Here is a 26904-nt window from a genome sequence, read left to right as displayed (position 1 = left end):
GCCCGCAAGCCCGGCGGCAGCGGCGCCAACCGCCACGCCCCTGCCGGCGGCAACGGCCAGGAAAAACGCGCTTCCGGTAATGGCCATCGCGGCCGCAACCGTTAAGTCGTTCTGAATGGATTGAGGACGCCGCGGCATTGCCGGGCGTTTCTTCTCCCCGCCGGGGAGAAGATGGCTCGAAGGGTCGGATGAGGGGGTAAAGTTGCCGTATCTCATCACCCTTGCCCCCTTATCCCGCTGCCGCGACCTTCTCCCCGGCGGGGAGAAGAAACAAGCGGCACGCGCTCGCCAATAATCAAGCCCCGCAGCCACACCCGGTAGCGGGGCTTTTCTTCGCCTTCAGTTCCCCTGCGCGACCGGACGACGCCGTGACGGCAGGGTCATCGCCAGCACGCCCGCAATGACGCAGACGAGCCCACCCCACATGGCAGGCGTCGGCATTTCCCCCAGAAACGCCATGCCGATGGCGACCCCGACCGGCACCCTGAGATAGGCCTGCGAGGTGGTACCGACCGAACCGAGCGTCTGCATCAGCCGGAAATAGATCATGAAGGCGAGCGCGGTCGAAAACACACTGAGGCACAACAGCGCCGCCAGTGATGCCGCCGAAGGCGACAAGGTCCAGGGTCGGTCGACAATCAGGCTCACGGGCAGTAGCAGGACAGCACCGCAGATAAGCGAGCCGGCGGCCGGCATGATCGGATCGAGCCCTTTGAAATTTTTACTGAAAATGGCCGCGCAGGCATAAGAAAATGCCGCTGTCAGCACGGCGAGCTGGCTCCATATCGCCTCGCCCGCCCCATCAAGTGCCTCCATGCCGATAATGAGGCAAACGCCCGTCATGCCGGCAATCGTGCCGAACAGCTTGCGCCCGCTGACTGCCTCATGCCGGATCACGAGCGCCGTGAGAAGAAAGGTAAAGATCGGCGTCGTGGCATTGAGAATGACGGCGAGGCCGGCATCGATGCTCTGTTCAGCCCAGGCGATCAGCGTGAAGGGGAGAACGCTGTTGATACAGGCCTGAATGAAGAACAGCCGCCATGTCGCTAAATCCGTGGGCAAACGCAACCCGCGCAGCCGGATCACCGCGAAGAGCAGCAGACCGGCGATCATCGTGCGCGATGCGATGAAGGTAAGGGGCGGAATGGTCTCCACCCCGATCTTGATGAAAGTGTAGGATGCGGCCCACAGCGTGGACAACAGGGCCAGAAGCAGCAATTCGCGGGCGATGGGGTTCTCAGAGGTCACGGATCGATTTCCAACTGCATTGGGGGTGACCCGTTCTTAACCGGAAAACAGGCGCCTATGCTTCGGCCGCGGCCGAAGTATCGATCCTGCTCTAAAAAGAAGCCCCGCGCGGCGTTGGCCACGCGGGGTTTCGGCAAAACAAATCGATGTCCGGTCAGGCAGATCAGGCCCGGCGCTCATCCACCGAGAAAGCGCCCGGACCGGCCACGAACAGATAGAGGAAGATGAAGCAGAACAGGATGGCGGCATCACCCCCGTTGAGTGCCGGAAAGAAGCTCTTCGGCCCATGCGCGATGAAATAGGCAACCGCCATCTGGCCGGACAGGATGAATGCGACCGGACGCGTGAAAAGGCCGATCAGCACGAGAATGCCGCCGACGAATTCCAGAATCGCCGCCACCAGCAGCATCGTCGGCAGGGAGCCTTCCATCTGCGATGCCGGAAAACCGAACAGTTTCTGCGTTCCATGCGAAATGAAAAGCAGCGCCGTCATGATGCGCAGCGCCCCGAGTGCCTGTGGGCGATAGCGGGAGAGAGAATCGAAAATTGCCATGTTGATGTGTCCCCGTTGAAGTGGTGAAGCGCCGATATGAGCGCGATGGCACGTTTATGGATACACCTCCGAAATAGCGGAAATCACGTTTCCGATATTGCAGAACTACCTAAAATACTCAAAACGCCATTTTCTACAAATAGTTGATTTCACCATAGAAAATTGACTTTCTTACAGAAAAATCAACTCAGGGCTTCAGACATTTTTTCGATCGCAACAGGCGGAAAAACCGTCCCGCCTCACGCCTGCAGCACCACCACCTTCGAACCGACAGGCACGCGGCTATAGAGGTCGATGATGTCGTGGTTCAGCATGCGGATGCAGCCGCTCGACATGGCGTGGCCGATGGACTGCGGCTGGTTGGTGCCATGCAGGCGGAACATGGTGTCGTTGCCGCCGCGATAAAGATAGAGCGCGCGTGCGCCAAGCGGATTGTTCGGGCCGCCGGGCATACCGGCTGCGAATTTCAGATTGCGCGGATCGCGGCGCATCATGTTCGCGGTTGGTGTCCAGGATGGCCATTCCGCCTTGCGACCGATATAGGCGTCACCCTTCAGGGCAAGACCCTGGCGGCCTACACCGACGCCGTAGCGCATTGCGCGACCGTCGCCGAGAACATAATAAAGCCGCCGCGCCGGCGTATCCACAACCACCGTTCCAGCCGGATGGCGCGTATCATAGGCCACCTCCTGCCGGCGCAGTTCGGGCTTCACCTTATCGAGATGCATGGCGGGAAGCGGGAATTTTTCCTCCGGCTTCGCCGCGTAATCCAGCCTGTGCTGGCCGATGCCGGTGTTTGCGCAGCCAGCCAGAAACAGCGGCAATCCAAACAGAACACCACGACGTGAAATAGACATGTAACCCCCGCCAAATCATGTGATTAACGAGAGGTATAATTTTATGGTTAACAAACCCCTAATATGAGGTTGCAGTAATTAACCCGCCGCAACCGATGCGGCAGGTTTGCGATTGGCGAGATAAACGCCTGTCACCGCAAGAACCGTACCTGCAATCATCGCAGGCGTCAGCGTCTCGCCGAAAAGCAGGGCGGCTTCCACCGCGGCAAGCGGCGGCACGAGATAGATCAGCGAAGCGGCGCGCGAAACCTGGCCGCGCCGGATCAGATAAAGAAGCAGCGCCACGGCCCCGATGGAAATCGCGCCGACAGACCAGGCGAGCGTGGCGGCAAGGCCGAGGCTCCAGTCCACATGCCCATCTTCCAGCAGAAGCGCGAAGGGAACCGTTACCAGCAGCGCGCCGACATATTGCAGCGTTGCCACCGCCATGATGTTGCCGCCATGCACGTACTTCTTCTGGTAGAGCGTGCCATAGGTGACCGAGGTCATGCCCAGCACATTCACCGCCACGGCGTAAAGCGGCACCGACAGCCCGCCAGCGCCCGCGGCCATGACCTTCGGCAGCACCGCGATGGCGATGCCGGCAAAGCCGATGAGCAGGCCGGCGCGCTGCAGCGGCGAGATCCTTTCGCCGATCATGAAACGGGCGGCCACCGCCGTCATCAGCGGCTGCAGGCCGGCGATAATGCCGCCGATCGCCGCAGGCACGCCCTGCCCTATCGCCCACCAGATCATGCCGAGATAAAGACCGTGCAGGAAGACGCCTGACAGGATCGCCCGGAAGATATCGACACGACTTTCGGGCCACTGGATGGACGAAAAGCGGCAGATCGCCCACAGCAAAACGCCCGCCAGAAGATAGCGCAGACAGAGGAAGGTCAGCGGCCCCGTATAATAGACCGCATATTTGGCGGTCACCCAGCCCGTCGACCAGAGAAAGACGAAGATGGCCGGAGCCAAACGGTCGAGCGACATGGGCGCATCCTCTGTGTTGCATGATGTCCGCTACCGGTGCGGAACAGACGGCGAATTGATATTTCTGCGGCTTCACGCAAACCGGCGAATAGTCGAGCCGGGTGTTCAGCATGGCGGTATCCGCATCCCGGCAAAAGGTCAAAGGCGTTTTGGTGATCACATCTTTCAGATTTTCTGATGTGACGCCGGACATTCATCAACCGAAAGCGAGCGAACAAAATTTATGCATTCGCCCACGGCGCAAACAGCGCCACCGCCCGCTTACACCGCTCGTCGCCCCGCAACCAATTTGCCGATGCCGCATTTATAGGCGGAAGCCGAAAAAACGCTTCTTTTTTAAAACTCTAGGGCGACAAAAAATCTTCTCGGGGAGGCCTGCATAGTTCTTGCATTGCATTTGTCGTTGTATTCATATGGCAAAAAAGGGGACATCGAAGTTGGCATTTGACGAAATGATAAATGCGGACAACACGCCGCGAAGCCCATATGAAAACTATAACGAATGGTACAGCCGGCAGGACAGGGCGCACCTGATCCAGAAATCAAAAGACGCGGAAAACATCTTCAGAAAAACCGGCATTACTTTCGCAGTCTATGGCCACGCCGATAGTTCAGAAAAACTGATACCCTTCGATATTATCCCGCGCATCATCTCCGGCCGTGAGTGGCGCAAACTGGCCCAGGGCATCGAACAGCGTGTTCTCGCCCTCAATGCCTTCCTCGACGATATCTACCACAAACAGGAAATCATCCGCGCCGGGCGCATCCCCCGTGAGATCATCGAAAAGAACGAAGCCTTCCTGCCGGAAATGATCGGCTTCACGCCGCCTGGCGGGGTCTACACCCATATCGTCGGCACGGATATCGTCCGCACCGGCGAAGACCAGTTCTATGTTCTGGAAGACAATGCCCGCACGCCGTCAGGTGTCAGCTACATGCTGGAAAACCGCGAAACGATGATGCAGATGTTCCCGGAACTTTTCCATGAAAACCGCGTGCGACGGGTGGAGGATTACCCCTATCTGCTGCGCCAGTCGCTTGCCTCGCTCGCCCCTCCGGGCTGCACCGGCAAGCCGCGCGTCGCGGTGCTGACCCCCGGCATCTATAATTCCGCCTATTACGAGCACTCGTTCCTCGCCGACATGATGGGTGTGGAACTGGTGGAAGGTTCCGACCTTCGCGTCATGGACGGCAAGGTGAAGATGCGCACGACGCGCGGTTATGAGGCCATCGACGTTCTCTACCGCCGCGTCGACGACGACTTCCTCGACCCGCTGACTTTTCGGCCGGATTCGGCGCTTGGCGTTCCCGGCATCATGGATGTCTATCGGGCCGGCAACATCACCATCGCCAACGCCCCCGGCACCGGCATTTCCGACGACAAGGCGATATATTCCTACATGCCCGAGATCGTCGAATTTTATACCGGCCGCAAGCCGCTCCTTGAAAACGTGCCGACCTGGCGCTGTTCCGAGCCGGACAGCCTGAAATACGTTCTCGACAACCTCGCCGATCTCGTCGTCAAGGAGGTCCACGGTTCAGGCGGTTACGGCATGCTGGTCGGTCCCACCGCATCGAAAAAGGAACGGGCGCTGTTTGCCGAAAAGCTGAAAGCACGCCCATCCAACTATATTGCGCAGCCGACGCTGTCGCTCTCCACCGTGCCGATCATGGTCAAGAACGGCATCGCGCCGCGCCATGTCGATCTGCGTCCTTATGTGCTTGTTTCGGACAAGGTGCAGATCATTCCCGGCGGCCTGACCCGCGTTGCGCTCAAGCAGGGCTCGCTGGTGGTCAATTCCAGCCAGGGCGGCGGCACCAAGGATACGTGGGTACTGGAGGATTAAGCCATGCTGGGCAGAACGGCAAACGGGCTCTACTGGATGTTCCGGTATATCGAGCGCGCTGAAAACATCGCCCGGCTCATCGATGCGGGCCTGCGCGTTTCACTGACGCGCTCAGGCAGCGGCGACGAGGATTGGGACGGCGTGCTGCAGAGCGCGGGCGTGCACGAGGAATTCCTCGAAACACGCGAAAAGGTGACGGCGGCAAATGCTATCGATTATCTTCTCCGCGAGAAATCGAACCCATCCAGCGTCATGTCCTGCATCGAAGCGGGGCGCAATAATGCCCGCATGGTGCGCACGGCGTTGACGCGCGAGACATGGGAAGCCACCAACGAATTCTGGATCGAGCTGAAGAACATCCTCGGCCGCAAGCTCAACCATGCGGAACTGCCGCAGACCATCGACGTGATCAAACACCGCGCCGGTCTGGTGCGCGGCGCCTTCCACGGTTCAATGCTGCGCAACGATCTCTACAATTTCTCCCGTATCGGCACCTTCATCGAACGCGCCGACAATACGGCGCGCATTCTCGACGTCAAATATTACGTGCTGCTGCCAGCTGTGGCGCATGTCGGCTCATCGCTCGACAATGCGCAGTGGGAATCCATTCTGCGCTCGGTTTCGGCCCACCGTTCCTATGGCTGGGTCTATGATGCGGAATACAAACCGGCCAACATCGCCGACTTCCTCATTCTCAATGGACGCATGCCGCGTTCGCTTGCCTATTGTTACGAGAAGATCGCCAGCAACCTCAATTACATCGCCGAGGACTACAGCGAACGGCACAAGGCACACGATACGGCTGAAAGCATCCGCGACAGCCTGCGCGCGACCACCATCGCCCGGGTCATGGACGAGGGCCTGCACGAGTTTCTGGAAAGATTCGTCCATCGCAACGGGCAACTGGGACAGGAAATCACGGAAGGCTACCGCTTCTATCAATGAGCGCGTAGACGGGGACAGCTTATGCGTCTGAAAATCACCCATACGACGGAATATGTCTATGACGAGCCGATGCCCTATGCCTTGCAGCGGCTGCGCCTGACACCGCAGACCGGCCCGAGCCAGACGGTGGAGGACTGGGATGTCTCGGTCGATGGCGCGACCGTCGAAGTGACCTATGACGACCATTTCGGCAATCGCGTCGCGCTGGTGGAAACGGAAGGCCCACAGCAGCGGGTCAAAGTGGTGGCGAGCGGCACGGTGAACACGCAGGACAAGGCCGGCGTGTTCGGTCACCACATCGGCAACGCACCGCTCTGGCTCTTCCTGCGCGAAACGCCACGCACCAAACCAGGAAAGCTGGTACGCGAACTGGTGAAGGTGAGCGTCGGCGAGAGCGAGCTTGCCCGCCTCCACAATCTCATGGAAAACATTCACGGCAAGGTGGAGTATGTGCCCGGCTCCACCGACATCGAAACCACGGCCGAAGCGGCACTGGAGGCTGGCAGGGGCGTCTGTCAGGACCACGCCCATATTCTCATTTCCACTGCCCGGCAGATGGGCCTGCCTGCCCGTTATGTATCCGGTTATCTGATGATGGAGGCGGTGGAGGAACAAACCGCTACCCACGCCTGGGCCGAGGTGCATCTGCAGGGCCTTGGATGGGTCGGCTTCGACGCCGCCAACAATATCTGCCCCGATGACCGTTATGTCCGCATCGCATCCGGTCTCTGCTATCGCGATTGCGCGCCTATATCTGGCATGCGCATCGGCCCGGCCGGTGAGACGCTGAGCGTTTCAGTTACCGTGCAGCAATCGCAGAGCCAGAGCCAGTCCCAGAGCTGAGATCATGGCCGCCAGAGACGACGATACGATCGGTTTCTATACTGACAACGCAACCGCCTATACCACCCGCGGGCAGGCAGCAGACCGCCCGCATCTCAAGACATTTCTGTCGCAGTTGGAAAAAGGCGCGACCATCCTCGAACTTGGATGCGGCGGCGGGCAGGACAGCGAATATATGCTGGCAGCCGGTTTCGACGTGCATCCCACCGATGGAACGCCCGATATAGCGAAGGCTGCGGAAGCCCGACTCGGCATTCCTGTCAGGACATTGCTGTTCGAAGATATCGATGAGGTCGGACGCTATCACGGCATCTGGGCCAATGCCTGCCTGCTGCACGTGCCCCGCCCTGCCCTGCCGGGCATCATCGGCCGCATCCACACCGCGCTGAAACAGGGCGGCGTCTTTTATGCGAGCTTCAAGGCCGGAGAGGCTGAAGGACGCGATACGTTCGGCCGCTATTACAATTATCCGTCCAGGTCATGGCTGGAGGAGCTTTACGGGCAATATGACTGGACGGGCGTAGAGATCGAAGCCCGGCAGGGAAGCGGTTACGACAAGCTGCCGACAGACTGGCTGCATGTCATGGCCAAAAAGCACTGACCAACCGCGACAGGTTGACGGTTGCAAAAAGGCGCAGCACCCGTTTTAATCGCCGTTCTCAATTGAAAGCATGATCCGGTTTATCCTTTTGGGACAAAACCGGCCGGGAGACGGCATTGTACAGCATTTCCGACTATCGCGACTGCCAGTCGCATGGACCCATCATAGCAGAAAGGGTCTGGACGGCGTGGTGGCAAGATAGCGGCCTCAAGGTGGGCGATGTCCTCGAGCACCTGAAAGAGATGACAAATCCTCACGCCCTCCCCACCGGTTTCGTCGCCCATGATGGCGACGCCTATGTCGGCTCCGCTTTTCTCATTCATTGCGATCTCGAGGAGCGCCCGCACTATCTTCCCTGGGTCGCGGCCCTGTGGGTGGAAGAAGACCGCCGACGCTCTGGCGTGGCGCGCGCGTTGATGCAGGCCGCAACAAAAAGGGCCGCCGAACTCGGTCACGAGACGTGCTACCTCTGCTGCGAGGCAAGTCTTGAGGACTATTACCTCAACTGCGGCTGGACCATCCTCGAACGGGGCGTCGGCAAGCACGATCTTACGGTGCTGACCTACAAGACATGACGCCGCCCGCCGCCTACCCATCATTCCTGACCACATCTCGACCATAGGAGGCACCATGCAACCGCCAACAGCCATCATGGAAACCGCGATCTATGTGAATGATCTCGAAGCCGCCGAGGCTTTTTACCGCGATGTGTTCGGGCTGGAGATCATCCGCAAGGTGCCCGGAAGCTTCGTCTTTTTCAGATGCGGGCAGCAGGTACTGCTGGTTTTCGACCCCGAGAAGTCGCGCAAGGCCGATCCCGATAATCCCATCCCTCGCCATGGCACGGCAGGTGAAGGCCACTTCTGCTTTTTCGCAAGGGACAAATCGGAGGTAGACGGCTGGAAAGCGCACTTCGAAACGCTCGGGATTCCTATCGAGCACTATCACCGCTGGCCGAATGATAGCTATTCCGTCTATATCCGCGACCCCTCCGGGAACTCGGTGGAAGTGGGAGAAGGCAAGCTCTGGGGTATTTGAACAGGGCTGACCGCAAAGAAACAGGACGCCACCGTGAAGAACATCTATGTCGTAACTCATCCTCAGTCGGTCCACCATATCGAGAACCGGGTCGGCGGCTGGTATGATACCGGACTGACGCCGCACGGCAGGACCGATGCCAGGGCGGCGGCTGCCAGACTGGCGACGCTGGTCGGTGGTGAGCCCGTGGAAATCTTCAGCTCCGACCTGCTTCGCGCCTCGCAGACCGCAGAAATCATCGCGGAACGCTTCGGGCAGCCAATGGAGATCATGAGTGACCTCAGAGAAATGAGCTACGGTGAGGCCGAAGGCATGTCGCAGCAATGGCTCGATGAGCGTCAAATCCCGGCACCGCATCATAATCGCCTTGACCATCGTGGCGGTATTGCTGATGGCGAGACGAGACGCGAATTTGCTGAAAGGGTATATCGGGCCGTGGACATGATCATCGCGCGGCCCTGCGCCACGCAGATCATCGTGACCCATGGCTTCGCCCTGACCTTCGTCATCGCGGCATGGATCAAGATGCCGATCGACAGCGCCGGTTATGTCAGCTTTCCGGCGCGCTCCGGCAGCATAACGCATTTGAAGGAAGACGATTACTGGCAGAACCGCGCCGTCGTTTCACTGGCGGATGTTTCGCATCTGCAGGATTTTGCCTCGCGATAGCCATAGCGACATTTGCTCGTGATCAGGTGACGCAGACAATATGACCTACGTCATTCCGGCCCTGAGCCGGAAACCAGCCGACGCGCGTCTGCGCGGAGAAAAGACTCTTTTCAGCCCAAAGACTTGGGCTGGCTGGATACCGGCTCAAGGCCGGTATGACGAATAGAGGGAGCAATTGCTCCCTCTATCATTCCCAAAGATCGCCCGCAGATCAGATCTGCCGAACCACGATCTCTTCTTCCGCATCAACAGCGAGCGGGTTCTTCAGCGGCAGGCCGAAACCGGCAGCTTCGATTTCGAACACGTCTCCCTCTTCCGGTTTAATGCCGTCGGCGAAGGAAAGCGTTGCCGTGCCAAACATGTGCACATGCACATCGCCAGGCGCACGGAACAGGCCATATTTGAAGTGGTGATATTCGAGGTTCGCGAAGGTATGGGACATGTTGTCCTCACCCGAAACGAACGGCTTTTCAAAGATGACCTTATCACCGCGACGGATGCGCGAGGTGCCGCGAATATCGGACGGCGGAGCGCCGACGCGAATTTCCGGGCCGAAGCTTGCCGGGCGCAGCTTGGAATGGGCGAGGTAGAGATAGTTGATCCGCTCGGTGACGTGATCGGAAAACTCGTTCGAGACGGCAAAGCCGATACGCACGGCTTCACCCTTGTCGGAAATCACGTAGATGCCTGCCATCTCAGGCTCTTCGCCGCCATCCAGCGCAAACGAAGGCGAGGTGAGCGCCGCACCGGGCGCTGCCGCCACATGGCCGTTGCCCTTGTAGAACCACTCGGGCTGAACGCCTTTTTCACCGGCCTTCGGCTTGCCGTTTTCCAGACCCATGCGGAACATCTTCATGGAGTCCGTCAGGCTTTCCTCGGCGGCTTCCGTGGTTTTCTTGTGCATGCTGTCGCGGGTCGCGGCCGAACCGAGATGGGTAAGGCCGGTGCCGGTCAGATGCAGATGGGCCGGATCGGGATGGGTGATCGGCGGCAGGAAGCGACCTTCGGCATAAGCCTTTTCAAGATCGACGGCATCGCCCAGACCATGGGCGGAAATGACATCTGCAAGGTTCTTGCCGCCATTGGCGGCTTCCATGGCAAGCGCATAAACGGACTCTGCGCCCTTGACTGCGCGTGCCTCTCCGCCTTCTTCGCGAACCGCTACGGTGATGTTGCCGCTGGCATCTTTAATCTGTGAAATGAGCACGGGATTTCCTTCCTCCGGCGCAAGGCGCCTTTATATCTTCTACGCGACGCCTTGCGCCTGCATCTTATGAAAGTGGCCGGAAACCGGCCACTTTTTGGACTGCGATAAGTGTGAGCCGATCAGCCCTTGTTCTTGTTGTAGACGTCGAAGAACACGGCGGCGAGCAGCACGAGGCCCTTGACCATCTGCTGGAAGTCGATGCCGAGACCGACGATCGACATGCCGTTGTTCATGACACCCATGATGAAGGCGCCAATGACCGCACCGGTGATCTTGCCAACGCCGCCGGATGCCGAGGCACCGCCGATGAAGCAGGCCGCGATCACGTCAAGCTCGAAGCCCACGCCGGCCTTCGGCGTTGCCGAGTTGAGGCGGGTCGCGATGATCATGCCGGCGAGACCAGCCAGAACGCCCATGTTGACGAAGGTCAGGAAGCTCAGGCGTTCGGTGTTGATACCCGAAAGCTTGGTCGCCTTTTCATTGCCGCCCATGGCGTAAATGCGACGGCCGATGGTCGTGCGACGCGTCACGAAGCTGTAGAGCGCAACGAGAGCAAGCATCACGATCAGCACGTTCGGCAGGCCGCGATAGGTGGAAAGCTGGTAGCCGAGGAACAGGATCGCGGCCGAAATCAGCAGGTTCTGGGCGATGAAGAAACCGAAAGGCTCGACATCGATACCGTGCTTCACATTCACGACACGGCGACGCCATGCGAGATAGAACAGCACAACCGTAATCAACGCCGTCAGAATCATCGACGTCGTGTTGATACCTTCAATGCCGCCGATATCAGGCAGGAAGCCGGTGCTGATGACCTGGAAATCGGTCGGGAAAGGGCCGATATTCTTGCCGCCGAGCACGAACAGCGTCAGGCCGCGGAACACCAGCATGCCCGCCAGCGTCACGATGAAGGACGGAATGCGGTGATAGGCGATCCAGTAACCCTGGGCCGCACCGATGATGCCGCCGATGACGAGACAAATCAGCGCCGCCAGGAACGGGTTCATGCCCCATTGCACGGTCAATATGGCCGCGATCGCGCCGACGAAGGCGACGATGGAGCCGACCGAAAGGTCAATATGCCCGGCCACGATGACCAGCAGCATGCCAAGCGCCATGATGACGATGAACGAGTTCTGCAGGATGAGGTTGGTGAGGTTCACAGGGCGGAACAGAATGCCGCCGGTGTAGAACTGGAAGAAAACCATGATGGCGACGAGCGCGATCAGCATACCGTATTCGCGGATATTGGAGCGAATATAGGTCCCGACCGAGATGACGTTGCTTTCTTCGTTTGTGGTGTTTGCCGAACTCATGAGTTCTTCTCCCCTGAGCGCATGATAGCGCGCATGATGCTTTCCTGGCTCGCCTCTGCCTTCGGCAATTCAGCGACGATGCGGCCTTCGTTCATGACGTAGATGCGGTCGCAATTGCCGAGCAGTTCGGGCATTTCCGATGAGATCATCAGAACGCCTTTACCATCGGCAGCGAGCTGGTTGATGATGGTGTAGATTTCGTATTTCGCGCCAACGTCGATGCCGCGGGTCGGTTCATCGAGGATCAGGACATCAGGGTTGGAGAACAGCCACTTGGAGAGCACAACCTTCTGCTGGTTGCCGCCCGAAAGATTGACCGTTTCCTGGAAGATACCCGACGAGCGGATGCGAAGACGCGTGCGGAAATCGCTCGCCACCTTCATTTCCTTGATGTCGTCGATGATGCTGGCATTAGACACACCGGCCAGATTGGCAAGCGTGGTGTTGTGCAGAATGTTGTCGTTGAGCACGAGACCGAGATGTTTGCGGTCTTCCGTGACATAGGCGAGACCAGCGTCGATCGCCTTGCGCACGGTGCTGACGTCAACGGGCTTGCCGTCGATCAGCACGTCGCCGGTGATCTTGTGGCCATAGGACTTGCCGAACACGCTCATCGCAAATTCGGTGCGCCCTGCGCCCATCAGGCCGGCAATGCCAACGACTTCGCCCTTGCGGACCGTGACGTTGATATCATGCAGAACCTGGCGGTCGCGGTGCTGCTGGTGATAGGCGTTCCAGTTCTTCACTTCAAGAATGGTTTCGCCGATCGGCACGTCGCGCGGCGGATAACGATCCTCGAGATCGCGCCCCACCATGTTGCGGATGATGACATCCTCGCTGATTTCTTCCTGATGACAGTCGAGCGTCTTCACCGTCATGCCGTCGCGCAGCACGGTGATCTGATCGGCCACCTTGCGCACTTCGTTCAGCTTGTGGGTGATGATGATCGACGTCATGCCCTGCTTGCGGAACTCCATTAGCAGGTTCAACAGCGCCTCGGAATCGCTTTCGTTCAGCGAAGCGGTCGGCTCGTCGAGGATGAGCAGCTTCACGCTCTTCGACAACGCCTTGGCGATTTCGACCAGCTGCTGCTTGCCCACGCCAATATCGGTGATCAGCGTTTCCGGCGATTCCTTCAAGCCCACTTTCTTCAGGAGTTCGCGGGTACGGTTGAAGGTCTGCTGCCAGTTGATCACGCCGCTTTTGGCGACCTCGTTGCCGAGGAAAATATTTTCCGCAATCGACAGAAGCGGCACGAGCGCCAGCTCCTGGTGAATGATGATGATACCAATATCTTCACTGTCATTGATGGCGCGAAAGTTTCTGACGGCGCCTTCATAATGGATTTCGCCCTCATAGGTGCCGGCGGGGTAAACACCGGAAAGGACCTTCATCAAGGTCGACTTCCCCGCGCCGTTCTCACCGACGAGTGCGTGGATCTCACCCTCTTTTACCTTGAGGTTAACGTTCTCAAGCGCTTTCACGCCCGGAAACGTCTTGGTGATGTTCCGCATTTCGAGAATGGTATTGGCCATATCGCAATCCAGCGCCCGATTAATTCAGGCGTTTTTATTTTTATGGAAAAACGGGGATGACGCCAAGTCATCCCCGCATGTGTCTTCAGCTTATTTCAGCTGGTCTTCCTTGTAGTAACCGCCGTCAACGAGAACCTGCTTGTAGTTCTCCTTGGTCACTGCAACCGGCTTCAGCAGGTAGGACGGAACGACCTTGACGCCATTTTCATAGGTCTTGGTGTCGTTCACTTCCGGCTCCTTGCCCTGCATAACGGCATTCACCATGTTCACGGTAACCTTCGCGAGTTCGCGGGTGTCCTTGAAGATGGTGGAATACTGTTCGCCGGCAATGATCGACTTCACGGACGGGATTTCAGCGTCCTGACCGGAAACGACCGGCAGCGGCTGATCCTTCGTGCCATAACCAACGCCCTTCAGCGAGGAGATGATGCCGATGGAAAGACCGTCATAAGGCGACAGAACGGCGTCAACCTTGGCGTCGGTGTAGTAGGCCGAGAGAAGGTTGTCCATGCGGGCCTGGGCCGTTGCCGGATCCCAGCGCAGCGTGCCGACCTTGTCCATGCCGGTCTGGCCGGACTTCACGACGAGCTTGCCGCTGTCGATGTAAGGCTGGAGAACAGACATAGCGCCGTCGTAGAAGAAGAAGGCGTTGTTATCATCAGGGGAGCCGCCGAAGAGTTCGATGTTGAACGGACCCTTGCCATCCTTCAGACCGAGCTTGTCGACGATCGAAGTCGCCTGCAGAACGCCAACCTGGAAGTTGTCGAAGGTGGCGTAGTAGCTGACGTCGCCGCTGTTGCGGATCAGGCGGTCATAAGCGATGACCTTGATGCCCTGCTCGCCGGCCTGCTTCAGCACGTCCGACAGCGTGGTGCCGTCGATCGAGGCGATCACGAGGACCTTGACGCCCTTGGTGACCATGTTTTCGATCTGGGAAAGCTGGTTCGGAATATCGTCGTCGGCATACTGCAGGTCGGTCGTGTAACCAGCTTCCTGAAGCTGCTTGACGATGTTGTTGCCGTCATCGATCCAGCGCGCGGAAGACTTGGTCGGCATGGCGATGCCAACAGCGCCCTTGTCCTGTGCGAAAGCCGGCACTGCGAAAGACGCAGCACCGATGGCACAAGCTGCCATCAGCGAAATAATGGACTTCATTAACTCTCTCCCTTGAGCCCTTCTCTGGACCCGCATGTTGCGGTGCACCAGGAAATTCATGCCGTCAGAGGAAGAAGCCGCGCCCTGCTCGCTCCCTTTTCGCAATTGCGAAATGGAACAGCTGCCGCTCCTCCCCGGCATTCCGCAAATTGTTCTGAATCCATATAACTGTCAAATAGAATAAATCAGTTTCCATATATCAATTATGATATATTAAATCGATACAAAAACCGATGAGGGGTATAAAATCGCGAATGAGCAACCAGAAAGTGTATGAGCAGGCGCAAACAACGGATGCCCTTTTTGTCTTTGAAGACAACCCGTTGCTGCGGGCCGGATTGAAGATGAGCCACCTGCGCATGCTGGTCATGATCGAGGAGCACGGGCAGGTCAGCGCGGCTGCCGCCGCCATGAACATGACGCAGCCGGCGGCCTCGCGCATGCTCTCGGAAATGGAAGCGATCGTCAAATCGCCGCTCTGTCAGAGAGCATCGCGCGGTGTGGTTCTGACGAAGTTCGGCGAGGCGCTGGCGCGACGGGCGCGCACCATATTGCTGGAGCTGCGTGAGGCGAGTCGCGAACTCAATCAGATGAAGTCCGGCAGCGGCGGATCCGTTTTCATCGGCGCGGTGACCGCGCCCGCCATAAGCCTCGTGGTTCCCGCCATAAGACGGGCCATGGACACCTATCCCGGCATTGAAATCAATGTTCAGGTGGAGAGCAGCAACGTGCTGGCGCGGGAATTGCTGGCTGCGCGCCACGATTTCATCATCGGCCGCATACCGGATGACTTTGATCCAGGCCTGTTCTCCATCCACGAAATCGGCATTGAGCGCGCCTGTCTGGTGGTGCGCGAAGGCCACCCGCTTCTGGGCGGCGATCCCGTCACCCTGCAGGATCTTTCCGGTTACGACTGGGTGTTCCAGCCCCCTGGCGCGCTTTTGCGGCGCACCATGGAGGATGTCTTCCTTACCCACGGCGTCGCCATGCCGCGCAACGTCATCAACACGCCATCCGTGGTTCTCACGCTTGCGCTTGTCTGCAACACCGATGCCATTGCGCCGATTGCGCAGGACATGGCCGAATTCGTGGCCGGCCAGCGGGCCGATATCGGCCGGACCCGCATATTGCCGACGGATTTCGAACTGGTCGTCAAGCCCTACAGCATCATCACCACCAAGGGGCGCGTCCTGCCGCCCAGCGCCCGCCTGCTTTACGATCTGGTGCTGGATGAAAGCCGCAAGCTGACTGCCCAGTGACGGCGGCAAGCCAGACGCCACCTTCATCCACTACAAGGGCCGGAAATCGTGACCGGCGAAGGAACAGCCATATGCTCTTCGGACAATCCGTTTTCCAGTCTGTCGTCGAAAGACTGAAGCAGGAGAAAGAAGAAGAAGGCGCAGAGCCGCCCCCGCCCGCGGATAACCGCATTGCCGGCTTCAGCTCAGGCTTCGTTGTCGATACGCATATCGAAGCGCCGGCGGCTGCGAACGGCAATCTCGACGCTTATCTCGCCTTCCTGGAAGACCCCGCGCCACCGGCGGAACCCCAGCCGGAACCGGAGAGCGAACCGGAACCGATGCCGGCCCACCTCGAAAAGACCTCACTTGCCGATGTTTCGGCGGAACTGGCGATCCAGGAGACCGACACCGCGGCAACACTCGCGGAAAAGCGCCGCGCCTTCGCCCGCCTCAATCATCCCGACCGGGTGAAACCGCAGTTCCGGCACAATGCGACACTGCGCATGACGGCAGCCAATCTCCTGATCGACCAGGCGTTCCGCATGCTTCGGATGCGAGAGCATTTCCGGTAAGAGGCGGGCAGCTCAAGACAGGCGATGAACGGAAAATCGCGACGCGTCAGCCGGCATCGTCCTTATCGGTGGGTGGATTTTCGGCGGCGGGCGCAACCGCCCCGTCCCCACCCTTGTCGCCGTCGCTTGCGGGTTTGAATTTTACCAACAGTTCATAGGCCGCATAGACGCCTATGCCGCCCACGACGGTTCCCCAGAAAAACTCGCGATTGACGAATTCGATGACAGCCCATGCCACACAGAAACAGACGATGAGCAACCGCACCCACAGGGGACGATAAAGCGGATGACTCGTATCGATATTCAGCATGGTGTTTCCGTCTCTGGCTTTTCCGGTCAGTCGCTCGCTGCCGCGCGGGCACCGCATGGCACGGGAATTCCATGCGTCTTGACCGTTTCGCAGACAAATTGCAACGCAAATCGGACCGAGGGATATCAGGCTGCCGTGATGGAGATTACCTGATAACCGGGGGTAACGTGCGACCACGGATGAAATCCGCCGCCCCTTCCGCCCAGCATTGCCGATCTGAGCATGGGGAACACCGGCGCCGGACGTCAGTCGCGCAGGCGGCCGAGCAGCGCCAGCAATTGGTCGCGGGCCTTCTTGCCGCCGATACGGTCGATCAGCTTTTCCTCGCGGTCGCGCCAGACATCGGAAAGGCGCTCGAGAAGACGGCTACCCTCGGCCGTCATGTCGAGGAAATGAACGCGCCTGTCCTCTTCCGACCTGCGGCGGACGAGCAGACCTTTCTCTTCCATGCTGTCGACGATGGCAACGAAATTAGCCCGCTGGATGCCGAGCGCCTCGGCCACATCGCTTTGTTTAAGACCCGGATTTCCGCCGACGATGACGAGAACGGAAAAATCGGCCGGCCGCAATCCCTGCTCCGCCAGCACATCGGAAAAACCGTTTGCCACGGCAAGTTGCGAGTGCCGCAAATGGTAGCTGATCGCAGTCGTCAGCAAACCGTAATCGATCGCGGTGAGATGCGTCGTTTGCGCGCTGCCGCTTTCGCCCTTTTCCGTCCGCGGCCCGTTGCTATGTGCCAATCGCAAAGCCATCCGATCCCCCGCCTGATTCGTCCTTTACCCTGCCAAAATCATAACTGACAATGTCACGAAACTGTATCCTAAATAAATGTAGATGATACTAATATTGTATAAGAATTTGACAGTTAATGGCCGGAAACCCAATGTTGCCCACCATCTGGCGACAAAATCTGCACCGAAAGCATGACTATTTACCCGCCAATTTTGAGGGGCCGGAACCGCGGGGCCACCGTTCTCTGGCAGGCATACGGGCACTCCGGTCCACGACGGATGAACATGCTGAAACTGCATGCGGAACCCGTGACAAGCTACTACTTATAAGTGAAATCGATTTCCGCGAGACCTGGGACGCCAAACGAAGCAGCCCCGCGCGCAAAGTCGCCAAAAACCCGCAAGCCCCCACTTCCGGCCCTCTTCACCCTGCGGTCTCGAAAACTGGCAAGGTTTCGCAAATCTTGGATTTTTAGTCATTGATGCGGAAAGAAAGCTAGGGTATGAACCAACCGCTGCACGCGATTCAAGCGTGACCGCTGCACCCGTAGCTCAGCTGGATAGAGTGTTGGATTCCGATTCCAAAGGTCGCAGGTTCGAATCCTGCCGGGTGCACCATCTTATTGCTTGATTTCATTGAAGTTTCAGTCTTTACTTGCTCTGACGCGTAGCGGAAATAAGCTAGCTCAGTCCTAGCTCAGTAGCGCGTATTCTTCGGAATTTCTCAATGATTTCAATGTAGCGTTTCCGGGCTCGGTCTCGGAGCTAGCGCAGTTTCAGCGCAGTGTTCCGACCATAGTAACTCCATTGGAGCCCAGGTTATGTTGCAACGCACCTCCGAATCACCAAACGCCCCCTTTACGCTTTTTCAGCGTGAAGGCACCCGAAACTGGTCCATGCGCTATTCGCTCGGCGGCAAGCAGATCAAGAAGTCGCTCGGCATTGCCGACTACGATGCCGCGCTACAGCGGGCAAACGAGATTTATCACGAGCAGAAGTACCGACATAGGCAAGGCCTGTCGCTGGTCCAGCATCCCTTTTGCGAGGTGGCCGAGGAGTTTATCGAAAAGGTCTGCGCGGAAGCGGAACGCGACGAACGCAGCCAATATCATCCGACCTTCTGGCCTCCGATCATCCGGCGTTTTCCTGTCGGCTATTTCGGGGACAAGGCAATCGACCTCATCACTACCGCCGACGTCGAACGCTATCTGGAATGGCGCAAGACCTATTGGACAACGGGGCCGGGATCAAAGATCGAGAAAATCCGTTGCGAGCGGGAAGATGGTCGCGTTTTCTCTCGCGCAGCACCCCGCAAAGTCGCTGCTTTGGCGACCATGAAAGGCGAAATGGTCATCATCCGCGAGCTTTTCCGTCAGGCATCACGATGGGGGTATTGCAAGCCTTTGGAGCTGCCAACCGTCGAAGCGAAGAAAAAGCCCGACAATCGTCGTCCCGGCTTCAAGCCGGAGGAATACGAGAAGCTGATCGCCAAAAGCATTGAGCGAATTAACGAACATCATGCGAAACTCAAGGTCATTAAGGCTAAGGATGGCCGTGTCTGGACACAAAAAGCTGTCACAGAAGGCATTCGCGCGGATCGTGTTCGGCTGCACGCTTATATCGAACTCATGGCCAATTCTGGCCTCCGACCAACAGAGGCAAAAAATCTGACCTGGGGCGACGTCTCGCTTTTCCGGGAAACACGGCACCTACCTCTTTACCAACAAGATGCTCGCTTGGCAGTCCACGGCAAGAGCAAACACGGCAACGCCGTACCGCTTTACGGTGCGCTGTCGGCTCTTGGCATGCTTTGGGACCTGTTCGTCAACGATATGGGACGCGAACCTCAAGATGGCGATCCAGTCTTCGCGGACGAAAAAGGCAATCGCATCCTTTCATTCAAAAAGGGCCTCAATGCGCTTCTGATCGCTTCTGGCTTGGAGAAAGATAATCGAGGCGTCCGTCGCACCTCGTACTCGTTCCGACACTTCTACATCTCGCAGATGCTCGCCAACAACGTCTCAGTCCATCACATTGCCCGTAACACCCGTACATCACTTGCGATGATCGACAAGCACTATGCGCAGGTGAATACCGAGCAGATTAAGGACTTCCTCCGGCCCGGACAGGAAGACTATGCTAATGAGCCGATCCTGCTGGATGACGAAACGTATGATGAAATCAAGCTTCTCGAAAAACGTATTGAAGAATTGAAGCGTGGCAGTAAGGACGGATCCACGGAGCAGCAAATCGTCAAGAGATATCAAGGCATGCTGGCCAGATAGATCGAACTTTATGGCGGATGGCTTGCGACAATTACGCCTATTCTGCCGGAAAGTTCGTTCGAACAAACTTCTGTTCCGCTCTGGCGCGGTAAGACTTGTCGGGACGCAAATTTGGCTTACTGATGCAAGAACCACTGAGGGGAGGCAGCGCTTAACAGCATGGTCAAAAAACTTTCTGAAACACACAATCTGGCGCATCAGTTTTTTTCGGATCAAAGAAAAATACTGGATCTCATCAAGAGGGATACGCCCGGTTCAGGCTTCGAGGCCGCAGTTGTTCGGCTAGTCGGCAACAAACCCGAGCAAGGGAAAACCGTCAGGATCGGCACGCACGAATTCAGATATTCAAACTATGAGAATAACCGTCTGAGCTTTCTGCCTGCGCAGTGGCAGAATGAGCTCGATAAGACTGAGGGCACATGGTCTGGTTGTGAAAACTGGTGGGCGGGATATCCGCTAATCGCGTGGGTCGGAATACGCGCGAACAATGACGGAACCACAGGTTATCTCACATTGAACGCCGAGGTTGGCCCTGTTTCAAATCATGCAGTCCGCAAGCGGTTAATCGAAGCAATCAGGATGGCAGCATTTGCTGCCGGCTTGGAGCGAATTCATTTCCCCGTTGTCGCCACTCAAAAAGGACGTCTCTATTCACGGTTTCTGCGGGAGAACTCGATTGCCGTTAGCGACATTCGCAACACCGACGAAATCGAGAAAAAGTGCGCGGAGCTCATCGCTGGCTTCAAGCTGGAGTTCGAATGTGTGGCCAGCGTCATACCGCAGTTTGTGAATTCGGGTGCTTCGACCTCTTTGCGACGTTAAGAGCTTGTTAACCATTCCTGACGTAGTAAGAATGAAGGAAGCGGTCGATTCGCTTGAACCCAAAGGAATAAAAGGTCCTAAGGGTAACGGTCTCGCCATTATGGCGGGCACCCTTCGTGGTTAACCGTAGAAATGTCCTTTCATTGCTGGCTCATTCCGCAGACCGCTGACACGGCCTGCAAGTCAGCGCATGGACTTCGACGGTTACATGACCAGTATTTTGACGAACACTTCTGCAATGGCCGCATTGCAAACTCTCCGCTCCATCGGTAGCCAGCTTACACAAACGCAAGGTCATGTCAGCACGGGGTTGCGTGTGCAATCCGCATCCGACAATGCGGCATATTGGTCGATCTCCACAACGATGCGGTCGGACGCGATGGCGATTTCCGCCGTGTCCGATGCATTAGGGCTTGGTGCAGCAAAAGTCGACGTCGCATATGCGGGAACGGAATCCATCGTCGACATCCTGACGGAATTCAAAGCGCGTCTCGTCGCCGCGAAGGAAGACGGCGTCGACAAAGCCAAAATCCAGGAAGAATTGAAGCAACTCAACGCGCAAGCAGAAAGCATAGTAAATGCGGCCAGCTTCAGCGGCGAGAACTGGCTCGCGACAAGCGCGCCGACGCATCTCTCTCTGGTCAGCGACATTAGTACCTCCGTAGTCTCGTCGTTCGTCCGATCAGGAAGCGGTGCGGTATCCGTTAAGACCATGTCCGTCGACCTCAAGACCACGTCTATGCTCAATACCGAAGGCGGCGGGATTCTACAAAAAGACATCGACAACATTCGCGATATCGGAGGTTTTGCAGATGCCAACTACAATGCGTTTGCACATAACGGTCACGAAACGCATGTTTTCACCGGTCCGGCGACGTTCACCTCGACCGACTACGTCGAGTTTTCCGTCGTTGTCGACGCGGTCGATACAGATCCGGGTGTGACTTTTACGAACCTGCGATTAGACAAGACCGTGGTCGACGCCGCGCTAGGCACGACCGACGGGACGATAAACAACGCGGTCGAAATGAGGGCCGTACTTCAGAAGGTGTTCACCGACAATGGCGTCCCACTTTGGACCGTACCGAGCGGTGCATATACACAGTTCTCCAGTTCGACCGACTTATCGATCTACGAGATCGGCTCGCTCGAAACCTCTGGTCACGACGGTTCGAGCGTGGACATTTTAAGCGTTACTTCATATTTCAACGGCGTGCATCCGGCCGGTTTCGCCCTCGGTCTCGAAGACCCACCAAACCAAAACCATGATAATATGTTCCCCAAGGCAACGATGTCGTTCACGGAGCCGTTCACGATCTCCGGACTGACGGAGATCACGTTCGACGTTCAGGTCGCGGGCGGCTCGACCCAGCCTATAACCGTAACGAAGGCGACAGTCGATGCGGCGCTCGGGACGACGGACGGCCATGTCGCCGACATGGACGCTTTCGCAAACGTGTTCGCATATGCGCTTGCAGGGACCGGACTGACCGCAATATCCAACGACCCGGAATACCCAGGACTCGTCGTTTTCCGCGCAGATCCGACGATGTATCCAGAAGCAGGAAACAAAGCTGTATCATTCTCCATACACAATGTCGAATATACGCCTTGGGTCCTGCGTTTCGACCTCGCCGAAATAGACGTAACGACCGACGCCTTCACCGTGGACGACTACATTGAGGGCGTAGAATATATGCTTCAAACCTCTATTTCGAGCGCGAGCTTTCTCGGCTCACTCCAGATGCGCATCGACCTCCAGACCGACTTCGCGAGCCGTCTTTCAGACTCTATCGACAAAGGCATTGGCCGTCTTGTCGATGCTGACATGAACGAAGCATCTACCCGGCTCAAGGCGCTACAGACGCAGGAACAGCTTGCGATCCAATCTTTGCAGATCGCCAACGGCAATGCTGAAAACATCCTGCAACTCTTCCGCTGATCAAGCGCGGAGCCTCCTAGAGACCGCTAGAACGTTTTTCGGGTTTGCAATGGTCGGCAATGTTGATGAACTGGTGTCATGAGCAAGGAGATCGCAATTGTATTCGTACACGCTATGTTAGAGGCGGGTAGCGACATCCGGGCAATCGGTCAAAATCACTACGTTCTCATCGATCCCGTTGATCTGGAAAACGAGACGGCACAAAATCGCATCAACGAACTAGCCAAGCGATTTGGTTCGCAAGACCATCTCAAAGATCAGATTATTGAACATCTTCACGAGCTGGGACGCGTGATTGAGACGGAGTAGGCCGTCCCTTCACGTGTGGCAAAGATTGCCCGCCTTTCCGAAATAATCGCAGCGGTCGCATTCTAACTCTTCGCTCGCCCTTCTGGCACACGGCTATATCCGGGAAACAAGTGCAACGGTTTCGCAAAGGATCACACCATGTCGCATCTCAAAGCCCTCAAGCTCACTTCCGCAGTGCCGGTTCGCGCATCGGTCGACCCTGTGCAGCGTTCGCGGGAAAAGATGATTGCCGCACTGGCCGAACAGAAGCAGATGGCCGAAGCAAAGATCGCCGGTCAGGCGTTCACGCCGACGCATATCGTGCGCCGTAAGAATGCTGACGGCGTTCGGATCGAGGTCGAAGCTCCCAAGCGCGTGCGTCAGGGTTGGTTTACGGATGCTGCAGGCAAAGTCTTTTTTGCTCTGCGATATGCGGGCAAGACTATCGAATTCGCTAAGGACAAAAACGCCATCGAGGCCGGTGAGCTTTCAGCACTGCCAAAGATCATCGACACGTTGATCGAGGCCGTGCGTGAGGGCGAACTTGACGCGCAGCTGACGGCTGCTGCTGTCGAGCGCGGCAAGATGCTGCGCAAGTCCGCATAAACTGCGCAGTTTTTACAAGGCAAGCATACGAACCCAATGGGATCAAATGATCCCATGGGGTTCGTGCGTTCCGCTGATGCCGGGATGCCGTCAAGAAGTATCACGGAAACGCGGGGTCGTCTTTATGCTGTCATGCTGCACTTTCGCCCTTAGCCGCATTCCTCGACGCATCTGTGCTTCAGTATGATGCAAGTATGCTGCAAGAGGGAGCCCCACCCATTAAACGCGGCTTAAAGTATTCGTCGTAGCGTCAGCTTCATGACGAATAACGTTTACAGGTTTCGACGTGTCAAATGGGGTGATCCAAGGCCAAAGCTGAAAGTTCTGGTTGAAGATTTCAAACGCGTGCCATGGATTGACCGTTTATCCAGCGGAGCATTTGTTCTGATCGTGGTAATTGCGGCCGCCCTGACGTTCGCAGCGTCTGTCGTGCTCACACATCTACTGAAATAATTGTGCTCGAAACGGGGTAATCTTCCGGCAAAGGGCAATTCCAAAGTTCGCCTTTGGGATTTCCAAATTCGTCGAAGTTAAGTGCCAGACGAACACTCTCTCTTGCGTTTTCCGCGAGTGCTATCGCGTTTTGCGCGTGGAAACGGACGGCATCAGTCTTGAGGGAATAGCGCACCCGTACATAGTCGTTGTTTTCTTCAAAGACTTTGAAGGCTCTCAGCATGCCTTTCTTCGGCTGCAATCCCATTTCGGTTGCAGCGGCCAGCATAGCCGCAAGATCATGTTGGAAGGCCCGCAAATCTGCAATCAGCATTCCATGCGACCGCATGTACGCTTTTAGGAAAAGCTCGCAGGAATGATACGCCAGCAAGCGTGTAGGACCATAGGTCAAAGCTTGCCTCGTTTCGAGCGACGCCCGGGCAGCGGCTAGGTATTCGTCAGCCAACAGAAAGATGCCGAAAGGCGTCGCACCTGAACTTTCAGGGATCATGAGCTTCCTTCCAACTGGAGCATAGCGGCGGTTACTCGGAACATTACGTCTCGCCCATTTCCGGCGCAAGACGGCATATCAGTTGGGCTTTTAGCCTGTGCGCGCTTTCGTTCAACCGGTTAATCTGGCTAACTCATAGCTCGCCCTTCGAGCCATTTGGAAATTTGTTTCCGCCGAAATCGAGCGGAGACCAGATGCAAAATCATTCAGATAGCGATCATCAAGACCAGCCGACGCAGTTACAAACCGATCTGGCCTTGCTGTTCACGACCGACCTACACGTGGGGTCCGAACGCCTCTACAAGATCAAGCGAAGAGACGCATCCCTAAACCTGCGATATGACATCGACGGAGAAATGCACCAGCGCAACTATCTGTCAGCGCTGTCGTGGCGGGCCATCATGCTGTTTGCGCTAACAGAAGGCAGAACCGTCACGGCGCATGAAATGGATCAGCCCGGACGATACCGACAGATGTTCCCAAACACTCTCCTGCGCCGTCTTCAATGGCATGCGAGATCGAATGCGAATTTTCCGCCGGTTGCTCGCTTCTATGACTCCAATTGCAGCGCAGTCATGCTGCTGACCCGGAGCCGCGTTTGCGGTCATGCCGTCGATGCGCTCCACAATCTCACGGATGGCGCGCCGGTGTTTCAGCCCCTATGGATTTCCGACATTATGGCATTGCGGCCCATTCTCGGCATCGAGCTTGTCTGTGACGCGACATTCTCGGCCACCATGCCGATCAGTGCGTATCTGGAAGCCGCCGCAATGACGGGCCGCATTGTCGAGGAACCGGAACTTTCCGGTCTGCCGCTGACTGGCCATGTCTCACGGCTCGTCACCCTGCCATCATCGAAGCCAGTTGCCAGCGTCTTCGATCAGGCGTGCCGGGAGCACCCGATGATGGCGAAGCTACGGGGCCGCACGATATATGAGGACTACTCATTTCCGGCTGCTGTCGAAAAAGTTCGCTGAACAAACTTTCTACGGCTGCGTCATGTCTCCGCGTGGAGCGCCGCTGGCTTGCTTCATAGCCATGATGCTGCGCAGGCGCTCGGAAAGGCTCATAACGTTTCCGGCGTATCTGGATTTCTTGCTGCCAGCGTCCATGACCGTGGGAAGCTCTGCTTTTTTCGTAGTTGATTGCGGCATCTTCATGCCGATATCTGTCCAGTTCGTATCCTGTATAATATTATTATACACACAATGCGTTAAGTGACTTCCCACATCGAATATATCCGCATCACTCTTTGAAACACAGCGACTGTCTTCAACAACGAAAGTCCCATTCATATCCGATACAACGGAATTTGCTTTCACTTCGTTTCGAGTACAAGGGCGGTTAAACATCGAATTTGTCGATTTCTCACCGGCTTCAATCTCTTCACCAATTGAAATGCTCGAAGGCGTGACAGGTGGGACACCGCCAGCCAATTTGTCTTTTGCTTGCCCGATAACGACGCGAAGCGATCGAAAGCCGGATCGCTCCAGACATAACCAGTCCACATATGCGCGGATATCTTCGGCTGGCCACCAATTGCGTAAGGTTGGCTTTGTCTCATCAGCTTGTTCTGCCTCAATCAAATCCTGAGCGTCTGGCCGCTTGTAGTCGCACTCGATGCGGAATTTCAGGCAATACCGGACGATATTCTGAATATTGTCGCCGGTATCGCGATATGCGCGAAATGGCTGGATATCCACCTGATACTTTGCGGTGTGGGTTTCCTTGCGTAAGGCGGCAGCAATTTCTTTCGTGGTCAATCCACCCTTGCGGACAATTGCATGAAGATGCGGACGCCAAATTGTTTTGTCCGGGGCTTCTATCAGCGGAAAGCCCAATGCATCCAAAGCCAATCGCGTGTTACGGCCACAGGTTTCGAAATCACCAAAGCTCATGCGATCAATTTCCCACCAACCCAGCAATTGGAAATCATCCCAGCGTGCATCCTTCTTGCGCTGGCGATCTATGAAAGTGCGAAGGCGACGTTTTTCATTCTCCACGAGATCGGTCATGCCGGTGAAGTCGAGTTGCGGCGGAAGCAGGATCGTTGCAAAAGCAAGCTCCTCGTTTGCGGCATCGCAAAATATCTTCTTGACCGCCTTTCCCGTTTGAACACCACGTTCCCGCAGATGACAACGCGGACAAAGCGGGACACCGCAATAATCGATGTTGCCGTAGTCATCGACCTCGCCACAGGTTTCCATCCAGCGTCGGGCCAGATGGTTCACGGGAAGCGCCGCCTTTACATATTGGCGTTGTGCTTCATTCGCTTTGGTCAACGTTTTGATTTGGCGGCGCTCATAACGGGTGAAGACGCCCTTCGTCATCATGCCTGCCCGTAGCTGTTCCATTTCTGTCTTCATTGAAAATCC

At 56.9% G+C, this 26904-nt stretch carries 27 protein-coding genes, 1 tRNA gene and 1 pseudogene; 17 read left to right on the top strand and 12 right to left on the bottom strand.

Going from position 1 to position 26904, the window contains the following annotated elements; genetic code table 11:
• Positions 1 to 339: 339 nt before the first annotated feature.
• The 4 genes from DOU54_RS10835 to DOU54_RS10820 all read right to left on the bottom strand — a co-directional run bounded on the left by DOU54_RS10835 (position 340) and on the right by DOU54_RS10820 (position 3633).
• Entirely contained in the window at positions 340 to 1248 is a 909-nt protein-coding gene (locus DOU54_RS10835) for a DMT family transporter (RefSeq protein WP_113381265.1), read from the bottom strand.
• A gap of 163 nt (positions 1249 to 1411) precedes the next feature.
• A complete protein-coding gene (locus DOU54_RS10830) occupies positions 1412 to 1801 on the bottom strand; it encodes a DoxX family protein (protein ID WP_004443130.1) in 390 nt (129 codons plus the stop codon).
• A gap of 239 nt (positions 1802 to 2040) precedes the next feature.
• Complete coding sequence (locus DOU54_RS10825; protein ID WP_004443131.1) at positions 2041 to 2658, bottom strand: L,D-transpeptidase; 618 nt, start codon at positions 2656 to 2658, stop codon at positions 2041 to 2043.
• A 78-nt stretch (positions 2659 to 2736) separates the two neighbouring features.
• The gene (locus DOU54_RS10820; protein ID WP_006699592.1) at positions 2737 to 3633 is read right to left on the bottom strand and encodes a DMT family transporter; all 897 of its coding nucleotides are present in this window, start codon (positions 3631 to 3633) and stop codon (positions 2737 to 2739) included.
• Between the two features lie 437 nt (positions 3634 to 4070).
• On the opposite strand from DOU54_RS10820, the gene DOU54_RS10815 reads away from it, so the two are divergent.
• From DOU54_RS10815 to DOU54_RS10785, 7 genes are all read left to right on the top strand, one after another.
• Positions 4071 to 5480, top strand: coding sequence for a circularly permuted type 2 ATP-grasp protein (locus DOU54_RS10815; RefSeq protein ID WP_006699591.1), 1410 nt, complete (start codon positions 4071 to 4073; stop codon positions 5478 to 5480).
• A gap of 3 nt (positions 5481 to 5483) precedes the next feature.
• Positions 5484 to 6425: an alpha-E domain-containing protein gene (locus tag DOU54_RS10810; protein WP_004443135.1), complete on the top strand. Its 942-nt coding sequence runs from the start codon at positions 5484 to 5486 to the stop codon at positions 6423 to 6425.
• A gap of 21 nt (positions 6426 to 6446) precedes the next feature.
• Entirely contained in the window at positions 6447 to 7268 is an 822-nt protein-coding gene (locus tag DOU54_RS10805; protein ID WP_022556768.1) for a transglutaminase family protein, read from the top strand.
• A gap of 4 nt (positions 7269 to 7272) precedes the next feature.
• The gene (locus DOU54_RS10800; protein ID WP_035210646.1) at positions 7273 to 7869 is read left to right on the top strand and encodes a class I SAM-dependent methyltransferase; all 597 of its coding nucleotides are present in this window, start codon (positions 7273 to 7275) and stop codon (positions 7867 to 7869) included.
• A gap of 116 nt (positions 7870 to 7985) precedes the next feature.
• Positions 7986 to 8444: a GNAT family N-acetyltransferase gene (locus DOU54_RS10795; protein WP_035210644.1), complete on the top strand. Its 459-nt coding sequence runs from the start codon at positions 7986 to 7988 to the stop codon at positions 8442 to 8444.
• A gap of 55 nt (positions 8445 to 8499) precedes the next feature.
• On the top strand, positions 8500 to 8907 hold the full coding sequence (locus tag DOU54_RS10790) for a VOC family protein (protein ID WP_107341329.1): 408 nt from the start codon (positions 8500 to 8502) through the stop codon (positions 8905 to 8907).
• Between the two features lie 33 nt (positions 8908 to 8940).
• Positions 8941 to 9576: a histidine phosphatase family protein gene (locus tag DOU54_RS10785; protein ID WP_113381266.1), complete on the top strand. Its 636-nt coding sequence runs from the start codon at positions 8941 to 8943 to the stop codon at positions 9574 to 9576.
• Between the two features lie 211 nt (positions 9577 to 9787).
• On the opposite strand, the gene araD1 is transcribed toward DOU54_RS10785, so the two are convergent.
• The 4 genes from araD1 to chvE all read right to left on the bottom strand — a co-directional run bounded on the left by araD1 (position 9788) and on the right by chvE (position 14789).
• A complete protein-coding gene (gene araD1 / locus DOU54_RS10780) occupies positions 9788 to 10783 on the bottom strand; it encodes a 2-keto-3-deoxy-L-arabinonate dehydratase AraD1 (RefSeq protein ID WP_113381267.1) in 996 nt (331 codons plus the stop codon).
• A gap of 119 nt (positions 10784 to 10902) precedes the next feature.
• Positions 10903 to 12099, bottom strand: a complete 1197-nt coding sequence (gguB, locus tag DOU54_RS10775) for a sugar ABC transporter permease GguB (RefSeq protein ID WP_113381268.1) — start codon at positions 12097 to 12099, stop codon at positions 10903 to 10905.
• Entirely contained in the window at positions 12096 to 13634 is a 1539-nt protein-coding gene (gene gguA / locus DOU54_RS10770; protein ID WP_113381269.1) for a sugar ABC transporter ATP-binding protein GguA, read from the bottom strand. The genes gguB and gguA overlap by 4 nt, the downstream gene beginning before the upstream one ends.
• A gap of 90 nt (positions 13635 to 13724) precedes the next feature.
• Positions 13725 to 14789 carry a sugar ABC transporter substrate-binding protein ChvE gene (chvE, locus tag DOU54_RS10765; RefSeq protein ID WP_004443148.1) on the bottom strand — a complete coding sequence of 355 codons (1065 nt, stop codon included), beginning with the start codon at positions 14787 to 14789 and terminating at the stop codon, positions 13725 to 13727.
• A 254-nt stretch (positions 14790 to 15043) separates the two neighbouring features.
• Here chvE and DOU54_RS10755 point away from each other — a divergent pair, with 254 nt between their 5' ends.
• Positions 15044 to 16048 (top strand): LysR family transcriptional regulator, encoded by a 1005-nt coding sequence (locus DOU54_RS10755; RefSeq protein ID WP_004443150.1) that lies wholly within the window; start codon positions 15044 to 15046, stop codon positions 16046 to 16048.
• Between the two features lie 71 nt (positions 16049 to 16119).
• Positions 16120 to 16602, top strand: a complete 483-nt coding sequence (locus tag DOU54_RS10750) for a hypothetical protein (protein WP_113381270.1) — start codon at positions 16120 to 16122, stop codon at positions 16600 to 16602.
• Positions 16603 to 16648: 46 nt separating this feature from the next.
• Here the strand turns inward: DOU54_RS10750 and DOU54_RS10745 are convergent, their stop codons facing one another.
• Together DOU54_RS10745 and DOU54_RS10740 are read right to left on the bottom strand one after the other, a co-directional pair.
• A complete protein-coding gene (locus DOU54_RS10745; protein WP_113381271.1) occupies positions 16649 to 16912 on the bottom strand; it encodes a hypothetical protein in 264 nt (87 codons plus the stop codon).
• Positions 16913 to 17157: 245 nt separating this feature from the next.
• On the bottom strand, positions 17158 to 17664 hold the full coding sequence (locus DOU54_RS10740) for a MarR family winged helix-turn-helix transcriptional regulator (protein WP_113381272.1): 507 nt from the start codon (positions 17662 to 17664) through the stop codon (positions 17158 to 17160).
• Between the two features lie 520 nt (positions 17665 to 18184).
• Between DOU54_RS10740 and DOU54_RS10735 the strand changes: the two genes are divergently transcribed.
• From DOU54_RS10735 to DOU54_RS10710, 7 genes and pseudogenes are all read left to right on the top strand, one after another.
• Positions 18185 to 18261 (top strand) — tRNA-Arg (locus DOU54_RS10735).
• 203 nt (positions 18262 to 18464) lie between these two features.
• Positions 18465 to 19928, top strand: coding sequence for a tyrosine-type recombinase/integrase (locus tag DOU54_RS10730; protein ID WP_113731264.1), 1464 nt, complete (start codon positions 18465 to 18467; stop codon positions 19926 to 19928).
• Between the two features lie 159 nt (positions 19929 to 20087).
• Positions 20088 to 20750 (top strand): hypothetical protein, encoded by a 663-nt coding sequence (locus tag DOU54_RS10725; protein WP_113731263.1) that lies wholly within the window; start codon positions 20088 to 20090, stop codon positions 20748 to 20750.
• Between the two features lie 208 nt (positions 20751 to 20958).
• A pseudogene (locus DOU54_RS28410) lies at positions 20959 to 21525 on the top strand (flagellin N-terminal helical domain-containing protein); the annotation flags it as partial.
• A 252-nt stretch (positions 21526 to 21777) separates the two neighbouring features.
• Positions 21778 to 22692 (top strand): flagellin, encoded by a 915-nt coding sequence (locus DOU54_RS28535; RefSeq protein WP_502695962.1) that lies wholly within the window; start codon positions 21778 to 21780, stop codon positions 22690 to 22692.
• Positions 22693 to 22770: 78 nt separating this feature from the next.
• The gene (locus DOU54_RS10715) at positions 22771 to 23001 is read left to right on the top strand and encodes a Y4lK-related protein (RefSeq protein ID WP_113731262.1); all 231 of its coding nucleotides are present in this window, start codon (positions 22771 to 22773) and stop codon (positions 22999 to 23001) included.
• A gap of 138 nt (positions 23002 to 23139) precedes the next feature.
• Positions 23140 to 23586, top strand: coding sequence for a DUF6641 family protein (locus DOU54_RS10710; RefSeq protein WP_113731261.1), 447 nt, complete (start codon positions 23140 to 23142; stop codon positions 23584 to 23586).
• Positions 23587 to 24019: 433 nt separating this feature from the next.
• Here DOU54_RS10710 and DOU54_RS10705 read toward each other — a convergent pair whose 3' ends face one another.
• Complete coding sequence (locus tag DOU54_RS10705; protein WP_113731260.1) at positions 24020 to 24529, bottom strand: HEPN domain-containing protein; 510 nt, start codon at positions 24527 to 24529, stop codon at positions 24020 to 24022.
• A gap of 194 nt (positions 24530 to 24723) precedes the next feature.
• Here DOU54_RS10705 and DOU54_RS10700 point away from each other — a divergent pair, with 194 nt between their 5' ends.
• The gene (locus DOU54_RS10700) at positions 24724 to 25506 is read left to right on the top strand and encodes a DUF2958 domain-containing protein (RefSeq protein WP_113731259.1); all 783 of its coding nucleotides are present in this window, start codon (positions 24724 to 24726) and stop codon (positions 25504 to 25506) included.
• A 9-nt stretch (positions 25507 to 25515) separates the two neighbouring features.
• On the opposite strand, the gene DOU54_RS10695 is transcribed toward DOU54_RS10700, so the two are convergent.
• The gene (locus DOU54_RS10695) at positions 25516 to 26895 is read right to left on the bottom strand and encodes a hypothetical protein (protein ID WP_146617352.1); all 1380 of its coding nucleotides are present in this window, start codon (positions 26893 to 26895) and stop codon (positions 25516 to 25518) included.
• Between the last annotated feature and the right edge of the window lie 9 nt (positions 26896 to 26904).

The organism is Agrobacterium sp. MS2 (genome assembly GCF_003261015.1).
GTDB classification, from domain to species: Bacteria; Pseudomonadota; Alphaproteobacteria; order Rhizobiales; family Rhizobiaceae; genus Agrobacterium; species Agrobacterium pusense.
The sequence above is the reverse complement of the archived record's forward strand: the minus strand, read 5'-3'. Positions and strand labels throughout refer to the sequence as shown.